Origin of the sequence: Lysinibacillus piscis, from assembly GCF_026012395.1 — a bacterium.
Taxonomy (GTDB): Bacteria; Bacillota; Bacilli; order Bacillales_A; family Planococcaceae; genus Lysinibacillus; species Lysinibacillus piscis.
This window is the reverse complement of record NZ_BRZA01000001.1, coordinates 230018-248174: the sequence shown is the minus strand read 5'-3', so window position 1 is coordinate 248174 and position 18157 is coordinate 230018. Positions and strand designations below refer to the sequence as shown.

20 protein-coding genes and 2 pseudogenes are annotated in these 18157 nt (G+C 35.0%); 15 read left to right on the top strand and 7 right to left on the bottom strand.

What is annotated here, in order from left to right:
* Positions 1 to 8 precede the first annotated feature (8 nt).
* Entirely contained in the window at positions 9 to 995 is a 987-nt protein-coding gene (locus tag OPF91_RS01295) for a DUF4885 family protein (RefSeq protein WP_264986863.1), read from the bottom strand.
* 148 nt (positions 996 to 1143) lie between these two features.
* On the opposite strand from OPF91_RS01295, the gene OPF91_RS01290 reads away from it, so the two are divergent.
* Positions 1144 to 2010 (top strand): hypothetical protein, encoded by an 867-nt coding sequence (locus OPF91_RS01290; protein ID WP_264986862.1) that lies wholly within the window; start codon positions 1144 to 1146, stop codon positions 2008 to 2010.
* Between the two features lie 156 nt (positions 2011 to 2166).
* On the top strand, positions 2167 to 2568 hold the full coding sequence (locus OPF91_RS01285; RefSeq protein ID WP_264986861.1) for a hypothetical protein: 402 nt from the start codon (positions 2167 to 2169) through the stop codon (positions 2566 to 2568).
* 225 nt (positions 2569 to 2793) lie between these two features.
* On the opposite strand, the gene OPF91_RS01280 is transcribed toward OPF91_RS01285, so the two are convergent.
* Entirely contained in the window at positions 2794 to 3669 is an 876-nt protein-coding gene (locus OPF91_RS01280) for an ABC transporter permease (RefSeq protein WP_264986860.1), read from the bottom strand.
* Positions 3669 to 4472: pseudogene (locus tag OPF91_RS01275) on the bottom strand (ABC transporter ATP-binding protein); the annotation flags it as partial. The gene OPF91_RS01280 and the pseudogene OPF91_RS01275, both read right to left, overlap by 1 nt.
* A gap of 257 nt (positions 4473 to 4729) precedes the next feature.
* On the opposite strand from OPF91_RS01275, the gene OPF91_RS01270 reads away from it, so the two are divergent.
* The 3 genes from OPF91_RS01270 to OPF91_RS01260 all read left to right on the top strand — a co-directional run bounded on the left by OPF91_RS01270 (position 4730) and on the right by OPF91_RS01260 (position 6813).
* Positions 4730 to 5221 carry a DUF3879 family protein gene (locus OPF91_RS01270; RefSeq protein ID WP_264986859.1) on the top strand — a complete coding sequence of 164 codons (492 nt, stop codon included), beginning with the start codon at positions 4730 to 4732 and terminating at the stop codon, positions 5219 to 5221.
* 18 nt (positions 5222 to 5239) lie between these two features.
* A complete protein-coding gene (locus OPF91_RS01265; protein WP_264986858.1) occupies positions 5240 to 5695 on the top strand; it encodes a hypothetical protein in 456 nt (151 codons plus the stop codon).
* A gap of 689 nt (positions 5696 to 6384) precedes the next feature.
* Positions 6385 to 6813, top strand: a complete 429-nt coding sequence (locus tag OPF91_RS01260) for a DUF4830 domain-containing protein (protein WP_264986857.1) — start codon at positions 6385 to 6387, stop codon at positions 6811 to 6813.
* A 115-nt stretch (positions 6814 to 6928) separates the two neighbouring features.
* Here OPF91_RS01260 and OPF91_RS01255 read toward each other — a convergent pair whose 3' ends face one another.
* Positions 6929 to 8020, bottom strand: coding sequence for a C39 family peptidase (locus OPF91_RS01255; RefSeq protein ID WP_264986856.1), 1092 nt, complete (start codon positions 8018 to 8020; stop codon positions 6929 to 6931).
* Between the two features lie 982 nt (positions 8021 to 9002).
* On the opposite strand from OPF91_RS01255, the gene OPF91_RS19115 reads away from it, so the two are divergent.
* Complete coding sequence (locus OPF91_RS19115) at positions 9003 to 9170, top strand: DUF6870 family protein (RefSeq protein ID WP_373877028.1); 168 nt, start codon at positions 9003 to 9005, stop codon at positions 9168 to 9170.
* Between the two features lie 55 nt (positions 9171 to 9225).
* Entirely contained in the window at positions 9226 to 10935 is a 1710-nt protein-coding gene (locus OPF91_RS01250) for a recombinase family protein (protein WP_264986855.1), read from the top strand.
* A gap of 42 nt (positions 10936 to 10977) precedes the next feature.
* On the opposite strand, the pseudogene OPF91_RS01245 reads toward OPF91_RS01250, so the two are convergent.
* From OPF91_RS01245 to OPF91_RS01235, 3 genes and pseudogenes are all read right to left on the bottom strand, one after another.
* Positions 10978 to 11103, bottom strand: a pseudogene (locus OPF91_RS01245) (ABC transporter); the annotation flags it as partial.
* Positions 11104 to 11108: 5 nt separating this feature from the next.
* Positions 11109 to 11513, bottom strand: a complete 405-nt coding sequence (locus OPF91_RS01240) for a DUF3021 domain-containing protein (RefSeq protein WP_264986853.1) — start codon at positions 11511 to 11513, stop codon at positions 11109 to 11111.
* A 1-nt stretch (position 11514) separates the two neighbouring features.
* A complete protein-coding gene (locus OPF91_RS01235; RefSeq protein ID WP_264986852.1) occupies positions 11515 to 11874 on the bottom strand; it encodes a LytTR family DNA-binding domain-containing protein in 360 nt (119 codons plus the stop codon).
* Positions 11875 to 12262: 388 nt separating this feature from the next.
* Between OPF91_RS01235 and OPF91_RS01230 the strand changes: the two genes are divergently transcribed.
* The 8 genes from OPF91_RS01230 (at position 12263) to OPF91_RS01195 (ending at position 18120) form a co-directional block, all read left to right on the top strand.
* Positions 12263 to 12625: a DUF2089 domain-containing protein gene (locus OPF91_RS01230; protein ID WP_264986851.1), complete on the top strand. Its 363-nt coding sequence runs from the start codon at positions 12263 to 12265 to the stop codon at positions 12623 to 12625.
* Between the two features lie 13 nt (positions 12626 to 12638).
* Positions 12639 to 13022 (top strand): hypothetical protein, encoded by a 384-nt coding sequence (locus tag OPF91_RS01225; protein WP_264986850.1) that lies wholly within the window; start codon positions 12639 to 12641, stop codon positions 13020 to 13022.
* An 11-nt stretch (positions 13023 to 13033) separates the two neighbouring features.
* Entirely contained in the window at positions 13034 to 13315 is a 282-nt protein-coding gene (locus OPF91_RS01220; RefSeq protein WP_264986849.1) for a hypothetical protein, read from the top strand.
* A 356-nt stretch (positions 13316 to 13671) separates the two neighbouring features.
* On the top strand, positions 13672 to 14166 hold the full coding sequence (locus tag OPF91_RS01215; RefSeq protein WP_264986848.1) for a DUF4303 domain-containing protein: 495 nt from the start codon (positions 13672 to 13674) through the stop codon (positions 14164 to 14166).
* 115 nt (positions 14167 to 14281) lie between these two features.
* Positions 14282 to 15118 (top strand): CbrC family protein, encoded by an 837-nt coding sequence (locus OPF91_RS01210; protein ID WP_264986847.1) that lies wholly within the window; start codon positions 14282 to 14284, stop codon positions 15116 to 15118.
* A 31-nt stretch (positions 15119 to 15149) separates the two neighbouring features.
* The gene (locus OPF91_RS01205) at positions 15150 to 16820 is read left to right on the top strand and encodes an Imm51 family immunity protein (protein ID WP_264986846.1); all 1671 of its coding nucleotides are present in this window, start codon (positions 15150 to 15152) and stop codon (positions 16818 to 16820) included.
* Between the two features lie 117 nt (positions 16821 to 16937).
* Positions 16938 to 17252 carry a DUF5713 family protein gene (locus OPF91_RS01200; protein WP_264987850.1) on the top strand — a complete coding sequence of 105 codons (315 nt, stop codon included), beginning with the start codon at positions 16938 to 16940 and terminating at the stop codon, positions 17250 to 17252.
* 16 nt (positions 17253 to 17268) lie between these two features.
* Positions 17269 to 18120 carry a YwqG family protein gene (locus tag OPF91_RS01195; protein WP_264986845.1) on the top strand — a complete coding sequence of 284 codons (852 nt, stop codon included), beginning with the start codon at positions 17269 to 17271 and terminating at the stop codon, positions 18118 to 18120.
* The last annotated feature ends 37 nt before the right edge of the window (positions 18121 to 18157 follow it).

Sequence of the window (18157 nt, the reverse complement as noted above, 5' to 3'; positions counted from 1 at the left end):
GCTCTTTTTTATTTGGAAGAATGTAACTGTGCAATCCAATCCGTTTTCCCTGTTCCATAGCTTTCTCGTTGCCCTACATCATGGAAAGAACCATTTTCATAATCAATAGATAAGATTAAATCAGGTATCGAATCAAAGCCTTGTTTTGCAAGCTCTGTTAATTGTGAACCATAATGGCTATTGCGCACACCACGTTCCCAATCTGATACATAAGGATTGTTTTTCAAATGGTTTTGGTAAATGTCCAAAATATTGGTGCCATCCTGCGTGACAAACTTGTTATCTACCACCTGTAAATCTTTCAAATTATAGCCTGTCACATTTTGAATCTCACGGACAAGGTTATATTTATCATATTTTTTTTGTGTAAATTGTGTCGAATCATCTGAACGGCTTTTAATAATATGGGCAAATAATTGTTTGGCATTATTCGCTGAATTCAATGCCTCTTCCAACATTCTAGCTAGCTCGGAATCTTCCGTGCCACTGATGCCTACTTTATACGTATTAGGATCAATGGTAAATGTTAATTTTGCATCTTTTGGAATCGTCAATTGATGCTGATTTAAGAGTTGTTGGAATTGCCCATTGACTTTTTGACGATTAAAGGCTTTTTGGCTTGCCACCTCTACATCGTCATAGAAGGATTTACCACGAAAGAACGGATCAGAAAAAGATACACTGCCTGCATGGCCCCATTTTAAAAAAGATAACTCAGTACTAGCGGCGGCATCTCGCTCCTGAGTAGTCAAATCATGCCTGTAATAAGGAGAACTACGGTTATGATACTTATCGAAAATATGTTGTTCAGGATATTGAAACATTTTATTTTGTGCATTTACTTTTTGATAATATTCATGATGTAATCTTACTTGTCTATCTTTTTCACTTTCATACTCATTTCGGCTTTGAATAACCGTTGTATCTTTGTTAATCGGCGTAGTTTTAGTCGATGTATTTGTTGGAACAAATGGTGTACTAGCACTGATATTCATACAAATCACTCCTATTTTTTTATATTTTTTGTATCGGCTGAATAGGAAAATCAATAATGGGGATATTATCCTGTTTTTACAAATTAGCTTTACATTAAATGTCGTTTATATGAAAATAATAGGTGAAATAACAAAAGGAGGGTTTATTATGCTGAAACATGTATCAAAATGTTTACTAGGATTCACTGTAGCATTGTTTGCTGTCTTATCCTTCGTTGCAAATACCTCAGCAGCAGGGACAATTACAGGAAATAATAGCTTTGCTAATGCCTATTCAGTAGGTTATTGGAAGTATAGTAATATAGATACAACGATTTTACCAGAAGATGAGGAGGCTGCTTATTTTAAATTTACACTAAATGCTGGTGAAAAGGTGTATGTGAAAAGCTCTTATCAAAGTCAATATCAAGGGATGAAAATTGAATTATTTGATAGTAGCCAACAATCTATTATTGGTCAAGGAGCTACTGTAGTTAATCCTACGTCATTAACACCATTTATTTTCGCAAAGGCAGATGCTACTAGTGCTCAAACCGTATATGTGAAAGTAAGCAGAGGAAGCTATACAGGTGATATGTATTTTACAATTTCTATCCTTGAACGTATTAAATCAGGTAGTGGTACATTTAATTTTTCTGGTACAGCTACAAATCCAGGGAATGCAGGCTTAAATCTAAATGGCGTGGATTCTACTGTGATTTCAATGGATTTAAGAAATAACACAACTATCCCACGTTATGCGCTTGTGAAGTCAATCACAACATCAAGCACACAAACACCGAGTCAAGGGAATGTCCTGCATAAAATTAGCTCGGAACAGACGAATGTTTGGTATACAGCTATTGTGTCAAATGCAACAAATGGACAGTATACAATATCTCTACAGGATCAATTACAAGTTGCTCAAAAATGGAATTTTAAATATAATGCCAAAGCAACGGCTGCTTCTAAAATGACAAATGTTCGAGCGACTGTTAATTATGAGTATGATGTGACAGACCAATTTCAATATTAATTTAATTGTGTGAAAACAGTAAAACCAAGCCATCTAAATACTGGCTTGGTTTTATTTTTCGCTCTCTATTCAAGTTAATAAATTTGATTACATCATGGCAGTATTCATTTACAATGAAAGTGTCATGCAGTTGTTATTTGAAAATGGAGGTGGAAAATGAGTAAATTATCCATATTTTTATATTCTATAAGCATTGTTGTGATTGTTATTATTTTTTGTTTGATTAATTATTTTACTGCCCCATTGTTAGTGGGAAAGTCTAATAATATAAGCAATGGTAATCCAGGGCTTTTTCCATTAGTATTTTTAGCCCCATTTTTAATTATTTTTATGATTGGTACATTTAAAGTTGCTTATATGGCAGCTAAAAGCACTTTACAAACAAGACCATTTAAAATAGTCATGATTTTGTCATTGCTTATTTCAGGTAGTATTTATTTTTTCACTTTTAAAGAAGCAAGGGAGTTACGATTATTAATTTTTAAACATAATAATTCTGTTACTGAAATACATGAAATCACATTGCTTAATATATATTCAAATAGTATTTTTTTTTAATGGCTGGACGTTACTTGCACTGCTGTTTACAGTCATTTTGATTGCCTATTGTTTTGCATTCATTAAGAAAAAGGAATGATTAAGAGGCTGGAACAAAAAGAAAAAATGTAAGACCGAGATACAATCGATTTTACATTCTTTAGATCTATAGAGAGCTATTTGACTCAGTGAAGCGGAAACGTTATTATCCGCTTTTGCTATTTTTTAAAATAATTGAGTTCTGTTTTATCGATGCTTTCTCTTATAAATCAAAACAGAAAGCAACGTAAGGAGAATAATGGTGCTGACAATAACGATAAAACTTGCCATTGTAGACAGAGTAGTGCCATATAATTGATAGTGTAACCCATACTGAATTTGATAGGCTTCTAGAGCAGAAGGAGGTGAATTTTGAAAGACCTTTACCAAGGAATGCTCCATAAAATACTGGCGTAAAAGCACTGTTGTATGACTGATGGGAAAATACATAATCAATTGTTGAGCAAAGCTTGGTAGTGCACCAATTGGTACATAGACGCCACATAAAAAACCGAGTGCTGTCCCGACAATTGTACTTAAAGTCGAAAAGGCGTTTTGCGTTTGAACAAATAATGTTAAAAAAAGATTGAAGACACTCGCTAGCAAAACAGAGAGCATTAAAAGTCCTACAACCTGCATAAAATCACCAGCAGACAGCCACTCTCCACCTGTCGCTACAAGGAAAATTTCACAGCCTAGCAATGCCAGAAAAGAAAAGATACAGCCTGTAAAAAAGGCATTAAGCACATGGCTGAATTGAATGGTCGCACGAGATATAGGGGCTGTTAAAAAATCGGCTGTTGCCTTGGATTCATAATCTCGTACCATGATTCCGAATGCAGCAAGAGTAGTGGAAACAGCAATCATAGATAAAAGTCCTGCTACAAGCCATTCGTTGACTAGTGTAATTAATTGTGGTGTTGCTTTCATCACTTGCTCAATCGCATCTACCTGCATTTTTTGTAAAAATACGGCATAAAGAATAATCACAATTATAATAGAGAGTAGGGAAAAAAAAACTTGCGTTTTATCACGCCGAAATACTTTGTTATGGCGTTGTACTAAACTAAATAATGCTTCCATTATGCTACATCTCCTTCCATTATATGAATAAAGACATCATCCATTGTACCTTTTACAACCTCAAAGGATGCTAATAGCGACTCTGCTTGTTGTAAAAGTGCTAACGCATGTAAAGTAGATTTCACACGAATAGAGAAAATATTCAGCTTTTCCGTATAAGATAGACCTTGTGCCACTAACCACTGTAAGCCTTCCTCACGTTGATGGAAAACGAGTGCCATTTGATCATGGGCATATTGTGTTTTCAACGCATCGGGTGTACCTTGTGCAATAATTTGTCCTTGTTTTAAAACAACTACTTCATTAGCAACTGTGGCTTCTTCCATATAATGAGTTGTTAAAAAAACAGTCATATTCGTTTCCTCTTGAAGCTGTTTAATCGTTTGCCAAACAAATTGTCTTGTTTGCGGATCAAGCCCTGTTGCTGGTTCATCTAAAAATAAAATAGCTGGTCGATGAATCAATGTCCGTGTAATATCCGCTCTTCGTTTTTGTCCGCCAGATAATGTACCATATTTTTGCTGTTCAATATCAGCTAAATGTAAATACTTAGAGACAAATTGATAATTTTCCGCAAGCTGTGTTTTTGATAAACGATATGCTCTGCCTCGATGAAGGATATTTTCACGAACAGTTAAACGCTCATCCAGTAAACTTTGCTGAAAAACGACACCAATAGATTGACGAATATGGGCATTATCTTGCTTAGCATCTAATGTGTAGCCATTAATTTTCACTGTTCCACTCGATTTTTTTAATAATGTACATAAAATTTCGATAGTCGTGGATTTCCCTGCGCCATTCGGTGCATGTGAATATAGACAATCATTTGAAACCCTTGATACACAAGGCTTTATGCAAATCTAAAGACAATTAAACATATCTATAATCACACCTCAAATGTCATTTGAACAGTATTTTACAGACAGATGGCGTTTTTAATTTGTATAAGTTATGTAAAATTTAATTTTTTAGCAATTATTAGGTAAACTAAACTTTTTGAATGAGGAAACGATATATAATATAGATAGTATATTTCAAGAATGGAAGGAGAATACAAATGAAATTTAACTTTTCTATGCCACAAGTCAACTTTGCCTCCATCAGTAATCTGCAGCAAACATTGAAATTTTCTCAAATGAAGGAGCAAGTATCTGCACAACAAGGCGACCCTAATTTCCGAGGCACGTATGCAGATGACCCACAAAATGTTACGAATATGAATCCTGCAGAGTGGCAAAAGATTGTTCCTGTTCCTGATAAAGTAAAACAGGATATAATCGGTGCTGTAAGGAAACAATTTGAAGAAGCAGGAGGGATGGGAGATGAAAATAGTCCTCTTGTAAAAGTAAAATTGAAGTACTTAAATTCTATCCCGAAAACAGAACGTAATTCCGTTGGATGGACACTTGATGAAATTAAACATGAGGAAGCCAAGCGATTGAGGGATTTTATTAAAGCAAAAGACCCTTCATGGGATTGGGGTAAACCTGTGAAATCTGAAATTTTAAAAGAAGCTTATAAAAGTCCTCATATAGATATTAAAGCGTAAATAGGAGGAGAAAAGTCCATGAATAAACGAATTTGTTCTTTCATTGTCGTAATGATTATGATGTTCATCATGTCTATGTCTGCTTTTGCAGAGGAAACAACCCTGACATCTGATGAAGCTGTTAGTACATTTGCTACTAATTATTTTTCAGGTAGTACAGGTACAATGAATTCTCTTTATCAAAATGAATCAACTATATTTAATATCTCATCAGGAACAGTGCCCCCTTTTCCAAAAGTGAGCAGTGTTACATTAAATGTCAATGTAAGTAGTGGTAGTGCCCCATTTTATTTGAATGTAAAAAATCCTAATGGTACTGTGGTACAGCACTATATTACAGGTACGGGCAGTAAATCTGTTACACTGAATCAATTTAATAACACTGACCCTCAAGGTACTTGGAAAGTGTCGATTACAACAACAGGAACAGTGTCTACAGCAACAGCTAGAATGACAGTCAATTACACATATTGAGTAGAATAAATAGATGGCTGGACGAGCAGAAACAGCACATTGTGGTCAGCGAAGCGACCAGACCGCAATGTGCTGTTTTCTACTGGGGTAGGGCTTGCCCTGCCCCAGTGTCACCCCCCGACTCTAACAGGGGGGTACAAATACAACAAAAAACAGTTCCTTACAACTGTTCACGCCAGATGGAGCAAGGGATTGGAGGGTATAAAACAGATGTCAACTTTCCCACTTCTAGTTGGCACACTTTTATTTTTATTCATTATTTTGAATAAAAATATCTTTTGTGAGAAATTAAAGGAACAGTGAATTGTCTATGGTATTTTGCAAAATTAAAAAGTTGTTCGTATAGGTATTACAAAGTAATGTATCAATGACATTGAAACAGGAAAATAAAATAATCAGTAGAAGTTGGAATGTTTGTTATCAAATTTTTTCGATTACTTGGTAGACTATAGAAATTTGTCATGTAGTGGATGAAACTAAGAAAAGAGCGCTTTATTAAGAATATGGAATGTTTTTTTAGTTTAGCTGCTGAATTTATGGTTACGAAAGAAATCGAAAAAATTCTTAAAATAAAAAGAGAATTTCTATTTTCCCTTTCAGATTTATATATGAGTATTTGTCTATATTACGCTATTTTATTATAATAGAGTAATCATTAAGATGTTTTTTAATTGCAAGGGAGGTTATTTATGAAGAAACTAATGATTACTTTAAGTTTTACATTTATCCTAGTTGCCTGTGCCACTAAAAATATTGATAAAGAACATCTTTCTTATATAGAAAATTTTGGATGGACAATTAAATCACTTCATTCAAGTGAACAAATCACAGTGGATGACATTTCACCAGAAATTCTCGTACTCAATCGAGCTGCTAATATTACTTTCATGGAGCAGTATACTGGAAAAGAATTGACTGTAACAAGTTATCAATTAAATGAAAAAGACCTTGAAGGGGAAAATTATACAGCATATATATATGAATATGAAGGAAAAATAGTTGGTTCTATGGGTGTATCAAGCGCCTACTCAGGTATATTTAATCTTGCGGATAAAAAGGGAGTAGAAGAGCGTAACAAAGAATTACAAAAGAAAGCAAAGGAACTCTATAGAAAATAAGACGGTTAACGAATTAATATAAACTGTATACTAAAAATTTGATATTAAAAATGCGCTAACAATCAATATGATGAAAATTGACTGTTAGCGCATTTTAATTTTCCACACCTTATTTTTAATTAGATATTTCCCAAATATCTGTGACTGGTAAACTTGCCCATTTCAACCATACTTGAGTACCTGTTGAATCCCAATTATCATGGACAATAACTTGTTGAGACCATTTTTGCGTTGATGTGTCATAATAAGTTTCAAAACCTACCAACGTAACCATATGCTTACCAGTAGCATTAGGGTTAATAACTGTGTAATTAGACAACCCTAAAAGAGATGGATGACCTGCATTGACAATAGTTTGAGCTTCACTAAAAGTAGGAGTTGTATCACGAGTTACACCAAAACCTGGATAACCATGCTCATCGAAATAGAGTCTCATTCCTGGTGTTATATACTGCGGCAATACTCCATTAGCATTAGTATGAAGCATGATTTGGGCTATTCTATCTGCGACATTAATCCAATTATTTGTTGAAACCATATTAGGATAACCGTTTGCATCCCAATACATTATAATATTCGCAGCAGAAACTGGCACACAAGTATTTATCTTTGTTGTAATACTAGACTGTTGGTAATCAGGAACGCCACTAATATATTTATAAGCATAATTTATGATAGTAGCAGGCGAAACTTGGTATTCACCTGTAGGTTGTTCCACCTCATTTATTTCATTAATCAAAGTTGCTTTATCAAACTCTTGATTTAATAGTAAATCTTTCACTTTTCCATTTCCGATATTTTCAGCATAGGACAATGGACCGTAATAAGAAATATTATGATTAGCATCCTTTAAAGGCTCTTCTTTTCCCAGACCGAATTCAATAACTTCATAGTTATCATTACCATCTAAAACAGCATATCCAAGAGTTTCTTTATTGCTATCAACCACTGAAACATAATACTTGGTTTCTTTTGCTGTTTTATCTTTCAATTTCAGTATTTTTCCAATTTCATAACCCTGCAGTTCTGAAAAACCATTAGTTATCTTAGTATCTAAATAGTTTTGAAGACTGTTAGAAACTGATTTCTTCCAACTTTCATTTGTTGTTTCCATCAAATTTGTACTTGCACTTGTTTCAAAAGGAACTATGGCATTAGAAACTAACATTGTTGATAATACAATTGCACTAAAAATTTTCTTATTCATCTTAACGTACCCCCTTAATTTTATTAAATATAGAAACTGCACAATTTCTTAATTCATATTCTAGTATATTTATTTTAAAAAATCTTAATTTTCGTTCTACAAAATCAGTCATAAATCGACTTTTGTCAAAAACATACAAAATATGTTTGTTTTTTATTGAAATTTATAAATTAATAATTACTATATGAAATATGTATTTTAAACGAAAAAAATATTTGTATAAGCATTAATCTGTCGTATTTTGTCGTTTTTTATATTAAAAATATGTACTTTTAATCATTTTATATAAAATTAATATCTGATATAAATCAAAATCATTACAAACAATTGTAAGTATCCATATTTAATATTAAATATAGCAATTAATATATTAAAGTTTAATTAAGTAGTTACATATTTTTGATTAATGATGCAATTTTCCCATTATACAAATTCTTATTAACTTTCATCCAACCACTTTTATTCAATTAAAACTTTATTTTTAATATGACTAAAGATTTTTGGCATCTTGGAAAAAATTTTGTTGAAGGTTATGAGAGGAAAATTAGAGAGTATCTCTTTTTCATTTACATTCCATTTGTTCTTTGACAAAGAAAACATCATACAGTATAACCAAAAATCAGATACATTTTATGAATGGTTAGCCATTTGACAAGTACGCCACGACTTCCGAAATGGAACGAGCGATACTACTTTGTCTAACACAATTATGGTGAATTGTGAGCCATCACCCATTCATAAGATAATGATACTCCCCTACAGTCACCATCCGAGCGTTGAAAGCGTCACAGGCTATGAGTAGGGCTGGAAGAAATACTTGCAGAGGTTGAAATACCTGTGGAGCTGTACCAACAGCCATCTGATTTTTTATTGCTTACAATGGTACATGTAAGGAGGAAGGAACATGGTAACGTTAAAAGGACTTGCACGAGAGAAAGAAATTCGACCAACACAAGACCTTATAGACATACGACATATCTAAATTCAGCATGACTTACCTGCATTGGAGCGATTAGAAAAATATCTGCAAGATATCCAAAACCCATACTATTTTTTATGTGGTCATGTAACAGTTCATATTCGTTTTTTAGAGAATGGAAACGACTTATCTACGCAACTAAAACACTATTTCTCAAGCTATTATCACTGAAATTATAGGCAATAAATGATATAATATAGATGTGATTATAGAGGATTGGAGGAACATGGCACGAGTTAGAAAAAAGTCAAAAGTTCAGCAGCCACGTCAAAAAATATGGAAGATTGCTATTTACATTCGCTTGTCTAAAGATGATGGACATGACGAAAGTTTAAGTGTCACGAATCAACGTAAAATCATTCAAGAGTACCTTGACCGTACCTTCATTGGTGAGTATGTTCTGGTTGATTACTATATAGATGATGGACAGTCAGGTACGACAGATTACGAGCGAATCAATTTTCAACGGATGATACGAGATATTGAAACAAGTAAAGTAGACTGTATTATTTGTAAGACGCTTGCGAGAGCTTTTCGGAATTATGCTGACCAAGGCTATTTTCTAGAAAGAATATTCCCTCTCTACAATGTGCGTTTTATCAGCATAGGCGACCCAGCTATTGACACCTATATTCAGCCAGAGGTCATACAAGGATTAGAAGTACCGATGGCAGGGCTATTAAATGACCGTTATGCTGCTCGTATTTCTAATGATATTCGTCGTACTTTCGATACAAAACGGAGAAATGGTGAATTTATTGGGGCATTCGCTCCTTACGGTTACCAAAAGAATCCTAACAATAAAAATCATCTCATCATTGATGAAGAAGCCGCACAAGTTGTCCGCAATATTTATCATTGGTATGTATATGATGGCATGAGTAAATCTGGGATTGTGAAACATTTAAACGAGCTAGGCATTCCATCACCATCTGTTTATAAAAAACATAAAGGGTTCAATCATCGAACACCCAATGATGCTAAAAATGATGGCATGTGGAGTATCGGCACAATTGGTCGTATTTTAATCAATAAAATGTATATCGGGACAATGGTACAGGGTCAACAACGTGTAATTAGTTATAAAATTCATGATAAAATCACGCCACCAGAAGATGAATGGTTTGTGGTAGAAAACACACATGACCCGATTATTGAGAAATCTCTATTTGAAAAAGCCCAAAGTTTACAAAAACGAGATACCCGTACCGCACCAGATGAAAAAAACGTCCATCTTTTTTCAGGTTTCCTTCGTTGTCCAGATTGCAGAATGGGCATGACAAGGAAATTCTATCGCAGACAAACAAAGTCTGGATTGAAGGAATATGCCTACTATGTTTGTTCTACTTATGCAGTGAAACATAGAGGGAAATGTACTCGACACAGTATGAGTATAGAGGATATCACAGAAGCCGTATTACGAGCGATACAAGCGCAAATCGCACTTGTAGATGATATGACTACCATCATTCAAGCCATTAACAAACAGCCTATTGTGCGGACAAAATCGAAACAATTAGAACAACTCTACAAGGCAAAACAGCAAGAGCTAGAAAAAATAACAGCCGTCACAGACAATCTATATATGGATTGGAAAACAGGCGATATTACCAAAGCTGACTATTTGCGAATGAAAACAAAATTCGAGCAGAAAGTAGATGAAGTGACACAGGTTATTTCTAACCTCGAAACAGAAATGGCGACTGTTCAAAAAGGCATTGGTGTGAACCATCCCTATCTCCAAACATTTTTAAAGTACAGAAATATTCAAACACTTGACCGAGGTTTGTTAGTTGAACTAGTTGATACAATTTACATTCATGAAAATAATGAAATCACGATTCAATTTAATTTTGCCGACCAACATCAACATATGTTGGAATTTATTCAACAAAACAAGACACAGTACATGGCGATAGAAAACCAAGTCATGTAATTTGTTGACTTGGTTTCTTTCCCCTTAAATTCTTCTATATATACCTGCCCCATTTGTTCCTAAAAAGGCGAAAAGAGAGCCTTTTTCTACTGTGAAAGAAATGCCTTTGACGGCTTCCTGTTCACCATATTGTTTACGTAAATTGTCTACCTGTATCGCATAATCCATTATATTTAACCCTTTCTTTTTTGAATTTCCCGATTGATTTTTTCGATATCTCTTGTTTGTAGTACATGTAAAATCAACCAAACTAAGATATAAATAATCGCCTCTGATAGCAATACATAGAGTACACCTGAATGCTCAAACCATTGACCAAAATAGCCCGCTACTAGAACACATATTGTCACGGCTAACAGATGAATCAGCAATTGAATAGTAAAGGCTAACCGCTCCCATTCAAAAATAATGGTAAGTAAGCCAATCGCAGCACCAAGAAGGATAGCAATAATTACTTGTTCAAATAGCTCGGAGCCATTGAAGACGGTTTTTTGAGATACGATACTTTGAGTTACTAATATATAGGAAGAACTAAGTGAAATTAAAATAGCTATAATCATCATGCGTAAAAGTTTCATCCTATAAATCCCTCCCAATACCTAAGTAATGCTTTAATTCTTTTAAATATTTACGGCTAACATGAATGGACACATCATTTTCAAGCAATAATTCAGTTGTGCCGATTTTCCCCATTTGAATTGAGGACACTTTATGGATATTGACAAAGGTAGATTTACTAACATGCACAAAATCCTTCGCAAGCTGTATCTCCAGTTCATATAATTTGCGTTTTGACTCAAATTCCTGCTCCTCCGTTTGTAAAAATAATTTGGCATTTTCAGCATAAATTGAATAAATATCTGAAATCTTAAGCAAATGGATTTCCTGCTGTAAATAGCCATCCAGCACAGTGGAGTGAGCTGTTTGCAATTGTTTCATCAGCCGTTCAATTTGCTCATTGTATTCCTTAGCGTGAATGTGAATCTCTGTTTCTTCTAAGGCATTGTTAATTGTTAATTGTTAATTGAATTTTCAAATGGGAGGCCCCCTCATTAGTTCATATCGAATTCGATAACCTTACTGTAGCACATAAAAAATCCATTACGTGAAAGTTTTAGATAAGTGGTTGAAATGGGGAGGTAATGTGTAATTGTTGGAGGATAAGAAGCAAGAATGGCTGATGAAAAGTTTCTAATATTAAAATCAATAATATAAATAATGAAATTAATTTTATTTATTATTTTAGATTTAAAAATTAATTTTATTATTTGTGATTTTGTTTTTATTGATATATAATCAAAACAAATAAACAGAAAGGAATTTTATTATGGCCTATCAAGTAATTACAAATTGTCCTGTCTGTAGTAAAACCTTGAAAATTACAAAATTGCAATGTACACATTGCCATACAACGATTGAAAATGAATTTGAATTATCAAAACTAGCTTCCTTATCAAAGGAGCAACTGCATTTTGTGGAAGTATTTTTGTTATGTAGAGGGAATATTAAAGAAGTAGAAAAAGAGTTAGGTATTTCGTATCCAACAGTCAGAGGTAAATTAACGGATATTATTTTGTCTCTTGGCTATGAGAAGAAGAAAAACGTGGTAGATGAGAAAAAAGTGGTGACGATGTTAGAAAACGGCGAAATCACACCTGAAGAAGCGATTAAACTATTAAAAGAAGACTAGGAGGAATGTTAGTATGAAAGAAGAAATTGCAAAAGTGTTAACGATGGTACAAGAGGGTAAGCTTGAGGCAAATAAAGGCGCAGAGCTAATTCAAATATTAAAGGAAAAAGAGGATGTAGCCGATACACTGGTTGACAAAAAATATACAGATAAAACATTAAAAATTCGTGTCGTGTCAACTGACAATGATAATGTGACAGTGAATTTACCAATTAAACTAGTCAAAGTCGTGTTAATGGCTGGACATGGCCTTGCTGCAAGTATTCCGCAATCAGCACAGTATGTGAAAGATATCGATATTAACATGATTATAGAAGCGATTGAAAATGAATTAGATGGGAAAATTGTAGATATTCAATCCGCAAACGGAGATACAATTTCCGTTATTATTGAGTAGTGTACTGCTATATGATGCGTGTACAAGTGAAGGCAAAGGATATTCGGTTATCCATCCCTGTGCCATATATATTATTAAACATGGCTGTTGCTATTATTTGTTCAGCGTTATTGCAAAAGATGCTAAACAAATGGACACAAGCCTATTTTGAAAAACACAAAGTCCACTTTACATTTCCTGTGATTGATAAAACTATACTACAGCCGATTGTGAAAGAACTGAAAAACTATCGAGGTATGGTGTTAGTTGATGTAAAAGCGCAGGACGGTACAGAAGTAAAGGTGCGATTGTAAGAGAAGAGCTCACTTTGATAAAAATCAGAGTGGGTTCTTTTTTATATAGGGAAGAACAACAGATGGTGATATATGCTTTCTTACTTAAATCGGAGTATGTATTTTTGCCTAGTCCACTTTCATTCATTTTTGCTCTGTTTATTTAGTTAAACTATTGAATTGACGGCGTTGAAAGACATGATTGTGATCAAAATCATACTGTCCAACAAAAGTAACATTTTGTCATTTTTATAAGAAATGCATTTTTAAAAAATTGGCTGTATGCTATATTGAAAAATAAGAACATACTTTCTTTTTAAGTAATTGCTGATGAATGTTTGAAGTGAAAAACCAGATAAATTACGGAAGGTGTAACTATGAAACAGAAAATGAAACAAGCTGTGTATGAAGCCTATATAGCTATGTATGATGCTTTAAAAGATGAACAAATATATGCCGTTGTTTTAGTGACAGATGGCGATTGTGGCAGTCTTTATTTAACCATGGGAACAGAAAAATCACTTCTTCAAATTGGCAACAATTACGAGGACAATCCAGAAGATTATCGATTTTTGAAAGATGAATTTTTATATGAAGATGATACGGATATGCTACAACAAATAAGCCGTGAATTGTTGGATAGAGTTTTAAATGCTGGTAATCCATTTGTAGAACATAAAATGGAAATTCAGCAGATGATGAGTGACATAATGTATGAATTAAAGCAAGAAGGTGTTATTGCTGAACATCTTTTTACCTTTATTTCCATCACAGATGATAAGGCGGAAGAGCTGTTAGAAATAGCATCAGCCAAACGCTGCAATCCAAATCATCCGTTGCTCTCTAAGTTTTTGCATAATTGGCAACGATAATTGAAAGCGAACAGAGTGAGGATAATAAAATAAAAGACTTTCTATAGAGTAGAAATGTTTATCCTGTAAAGGAATATACTTCACAAGAAGCATGTGAAAGTTGAGGATGATGTATATGACAGAAAATCTTATAGTACAATGGCATGCGCAAAGAAAAGTGTTCGATACGACGAATGCCGAAATGATTAATGCCATGCATGAATTAAAGAAGCAAATTCAAGCAGCAGAGCCCACGGAGGTAAATTTACGTATACTGGTAGAAATTTACTGTGTGTTGTGTATGTATGACGAAGCATATAAAATTTTTACAACGATTATGGATTTACGCAATAAAAAAGACCAGAAAAAATATGGCTCGATTAAATATTGGGTGGACAATCCACAAAATGTAAGACCATTATTGCCACGTGTCATTCGGAAGGAAGCGAGCTTGAAAACACCGTTACCACTATTTAAGTATATGCCGAATCCAATGCAGGCAAATATTTTTGAAACAGGTGAAATCGTCGTTTGTGATTGCTGCGAGCAGGAAGTGGATATTTATTATACAAAGGGCATTTATGCGATTGAAGAGGTGGAATATCTTTGCCCAAGCTGTATTCATAGTGGACGGGCAGCACAAAAATTTGATGGTCAATTTCAGCAAGATTTATTAAATGCCGAGCTTGTGAAGAATGAGGATTATACAGAGGAAGTGCTGCATCTTACACCAGGCTATGTAAGTTGGCAAGGTAATAACTGGGTAGCCCATTGCACAGATTATTGCGCATTTATTGATTATGTTGGCTGGGATGAGCTTGTTGTGATGGGCATTACGGAGGAGCTTGAACATTATGATGGTTATCCAAAAGAAAAATTAGCTACTACCTTACGCAATAATGGCTCACATCAAGGCTATCTATTTCAATGCTTAGAATGTCAGCAATATGTCCTGTATTCAGATTTTGATTAATAGCTTGTAGATAAATTCAAGAGGAAGTGAAATGATGCCAAAAGAGTTATTGGATAAATTGGAAAAATGGTATGAGAATCATCAACATGACAAAATTGTAGAAATGATTGAACAAATGCCTGAATCACAGCGAGATTACGAGATAATTGGTCATTATGGGCGGGCACTTAATAATGTAGGGCGTTTTAATGATGCATTGTCTGAACTGGAAGCGGTGAAAAAGCAGGGACAACAAGATGCAGCTTGGCATTGGCGTGTGGGCTATGCTTATTTCTATATGCAAGAATGGCAAGAGGCACTGTCAGCATTTGAAAAGGCGAAGGCATTAGGGTTTGATAGTGAAACTGTAGAAGAGTTTATCACATATTGTCACAATATTATGAGAAATATAGTGGAGGCATTGGAGGATATCGAGCGTGTTCCTTTCAATGAGCGTGATTTTAGTCAGTTTTGGGAGAAAAGTGATTATGCAGCTAAAAATTATGTAGAAGCACCGCCCACTACGGAAATCATTGTTGCTATAGAAGAGGAGCTTGGCTATAAATTACCAGCGGATTATATTTGGCTGATGCAAAAGCAGAATGGCGGTATACCAGTTAATACTTGTTTTCCAACTGTCATGCCAACTTCATGGGCAGAAAATCATGTGGCAATTACGGGTATTATGGGTATTGGTCGCAAAAAAATGTATAGCTTGTGTGGTGATTTGGGTAGCCATTTTATGTTGGAGGAATGGGGTTACCCAAATATTGGCGTTGTTATAGCCGATTGCCCATCAGCAGGTCACGATGTTATTATGCTTGATTATCGTGCATGTGGTACAGATGGCGAGCCTGCTGTTGTCCATGTAGATCAAGAGGCTGGCTACCATGTAACGTTTCTTGCACCGAACTTTGCAACTTTTATCACAGGCTTGGTCAATGAGGAAGTATTCGATACATCAGAACAAGATAAAGTGGACGATTTGGCTATGGTAAAACATGCGCCATTTTCGCCTTTGTTACAGTCATTATGTGAGAAAACGGGAGAAGAAGGATGGGTAGAGACTATTATTCGAGGGATTTGCACACAAATTGTAGAGGACAAAGGCTATTTCGCTTTACATGCAGATGAGCTTTCTAGGCTGATGTATGATATTCAATTTTGGTTGTATACTGGTGCTCATTCTGAAGTGACACAAGTACAATATTTAGCAGACTATAAGAATATCATTGCACTTGCACAAGGCTTCAGCACAGGCGGATATGCTCCAGATTTTGTTTCAGATTGGCTAAAAGAACGAATAAAGCAGGGGGAAATAATTAATCAAAAGGGTGTAGTACATTTTACAGCAGATAAGCTAGCCCATCTACGTGCACAAATGGTAAACGAGGAACTTAGGCCGTTTCGATGGTTAGAGCATGGTAGCGGAAATGTTTCGTTGTTATTAGAAGCGGGCATGTATAAACAGGCATTGTTTGAAACGCGAGCTGATGAAGGATTTCAAGGGAATGGCTATGATTGGACCTCACTGGCGGATGTATATTTGCAAGAAAAGTTACCTGAGTTAGAAGGCAGTGTACGTTTTGATTCAGAAGCAGATATGTTCTGTGCATATGCTAGTCAGAAGGATGCATTATGGCAATTTGCTATTGGATTTAAGCAAGCATGTGAAAATGATGAACTGATACATGATTTATTTTCGAGGGCGATATTGGATTAATAGAGGTGTATACATGAAAAAAGCTTTTATATACTGATGGAAAATTAACGGCAACACAGCAAACAGTGTATAATCATTTACTTATGTTTTAAAACAAGATAAGGGAGCGAGCTTATGATGAAAGAAATCCACTATTTGAAAGATATGTCCCAAGACGAGTATTACCCTACGTTTTTAGTAGATAAAATTAAAGTTTTATTGGAGGGAATTGTTCACTACTTAGCGCAAGAGCCTCATACTTTAGAGGCAATTCAAGCAAAATTGGATGAAATAACATATGGGATTAATGATTTAGTAGAAGAATTTGAGGAACATAATAGTGAGCTGGAAACAGTCGCAAGAGATAGTATTGCTGAAACGGTTATGGATATATTGCAAGCATACGATATTGAATTGGATATAGAGGATGCATTAAGAGAGCGTGAATGGTAATAAGAGGAGGATGGACATGGAAAAATTACGTGCAGCATTGCATGATTTTGAGCTTGGGGAGGCAACGGAGCAGATTTTGCAATTTGCTACAAATTCCATTCGTGCTACAGCAACGCCAACCGCAGATGATAACCTACAAATCGGTCATTCTAAAATTGGTGGAGCGCCTGATGTGCCAACAGATTTTAGTTGGCCGCAAACAAAGAATGGACAGCCACTCTACTTTCTTTGCCAGCTTAATTTAGCGGAAGTAAAGCTCTATGATGCAACAGATTTGTTACCTGCTGATGGACTATTATCCTTTTTCTATGATGCTATGGAACAACCTTGGGGCTATGATCCGAATGATGGTGATGGTTTTCATGTTTATCATTTCACACAGCATCAACTTCAACGAACAGAGCAACCCAAAATTTTAAAGGAGCATATTGCCAGTGCAACATTGCATTTCAAAAATGATTGGACGCTGCCAGCATGGGAATCGCCTGATGGTCAAAAATTAGCAAACCTTTTAACAGAAGAACAGAGGGATGCCTATGATGATTTCTTATGGCGTGAGAGGGAGGAAGTTGAACATACGACACATCGTATTGGTGGACATCCTGATACGATTCAAGGGGATATGTATTTACAATGCCAATTGGTAACAAATGGTTTATATTGTGGAGATTCAACGGGCTACGAGCATCCTTTACGCAAGGAGCTAGAGCCACATGCAAAAGATTGGCAATTGCTGTTACAGCTTGATTCTGAAGATGACCTCGGTTATATGTGGGGCGACAGTGGCAAGCTCTATTTCTGGATTCGTGAGCAGGACTGTAGAAGTAAAGTTTTTGATAAAGTATGGGCTATTTTGCAATGTTATTGAGGATAATAGAGTGTTTTACCGTTGAGAAAGTCAGACG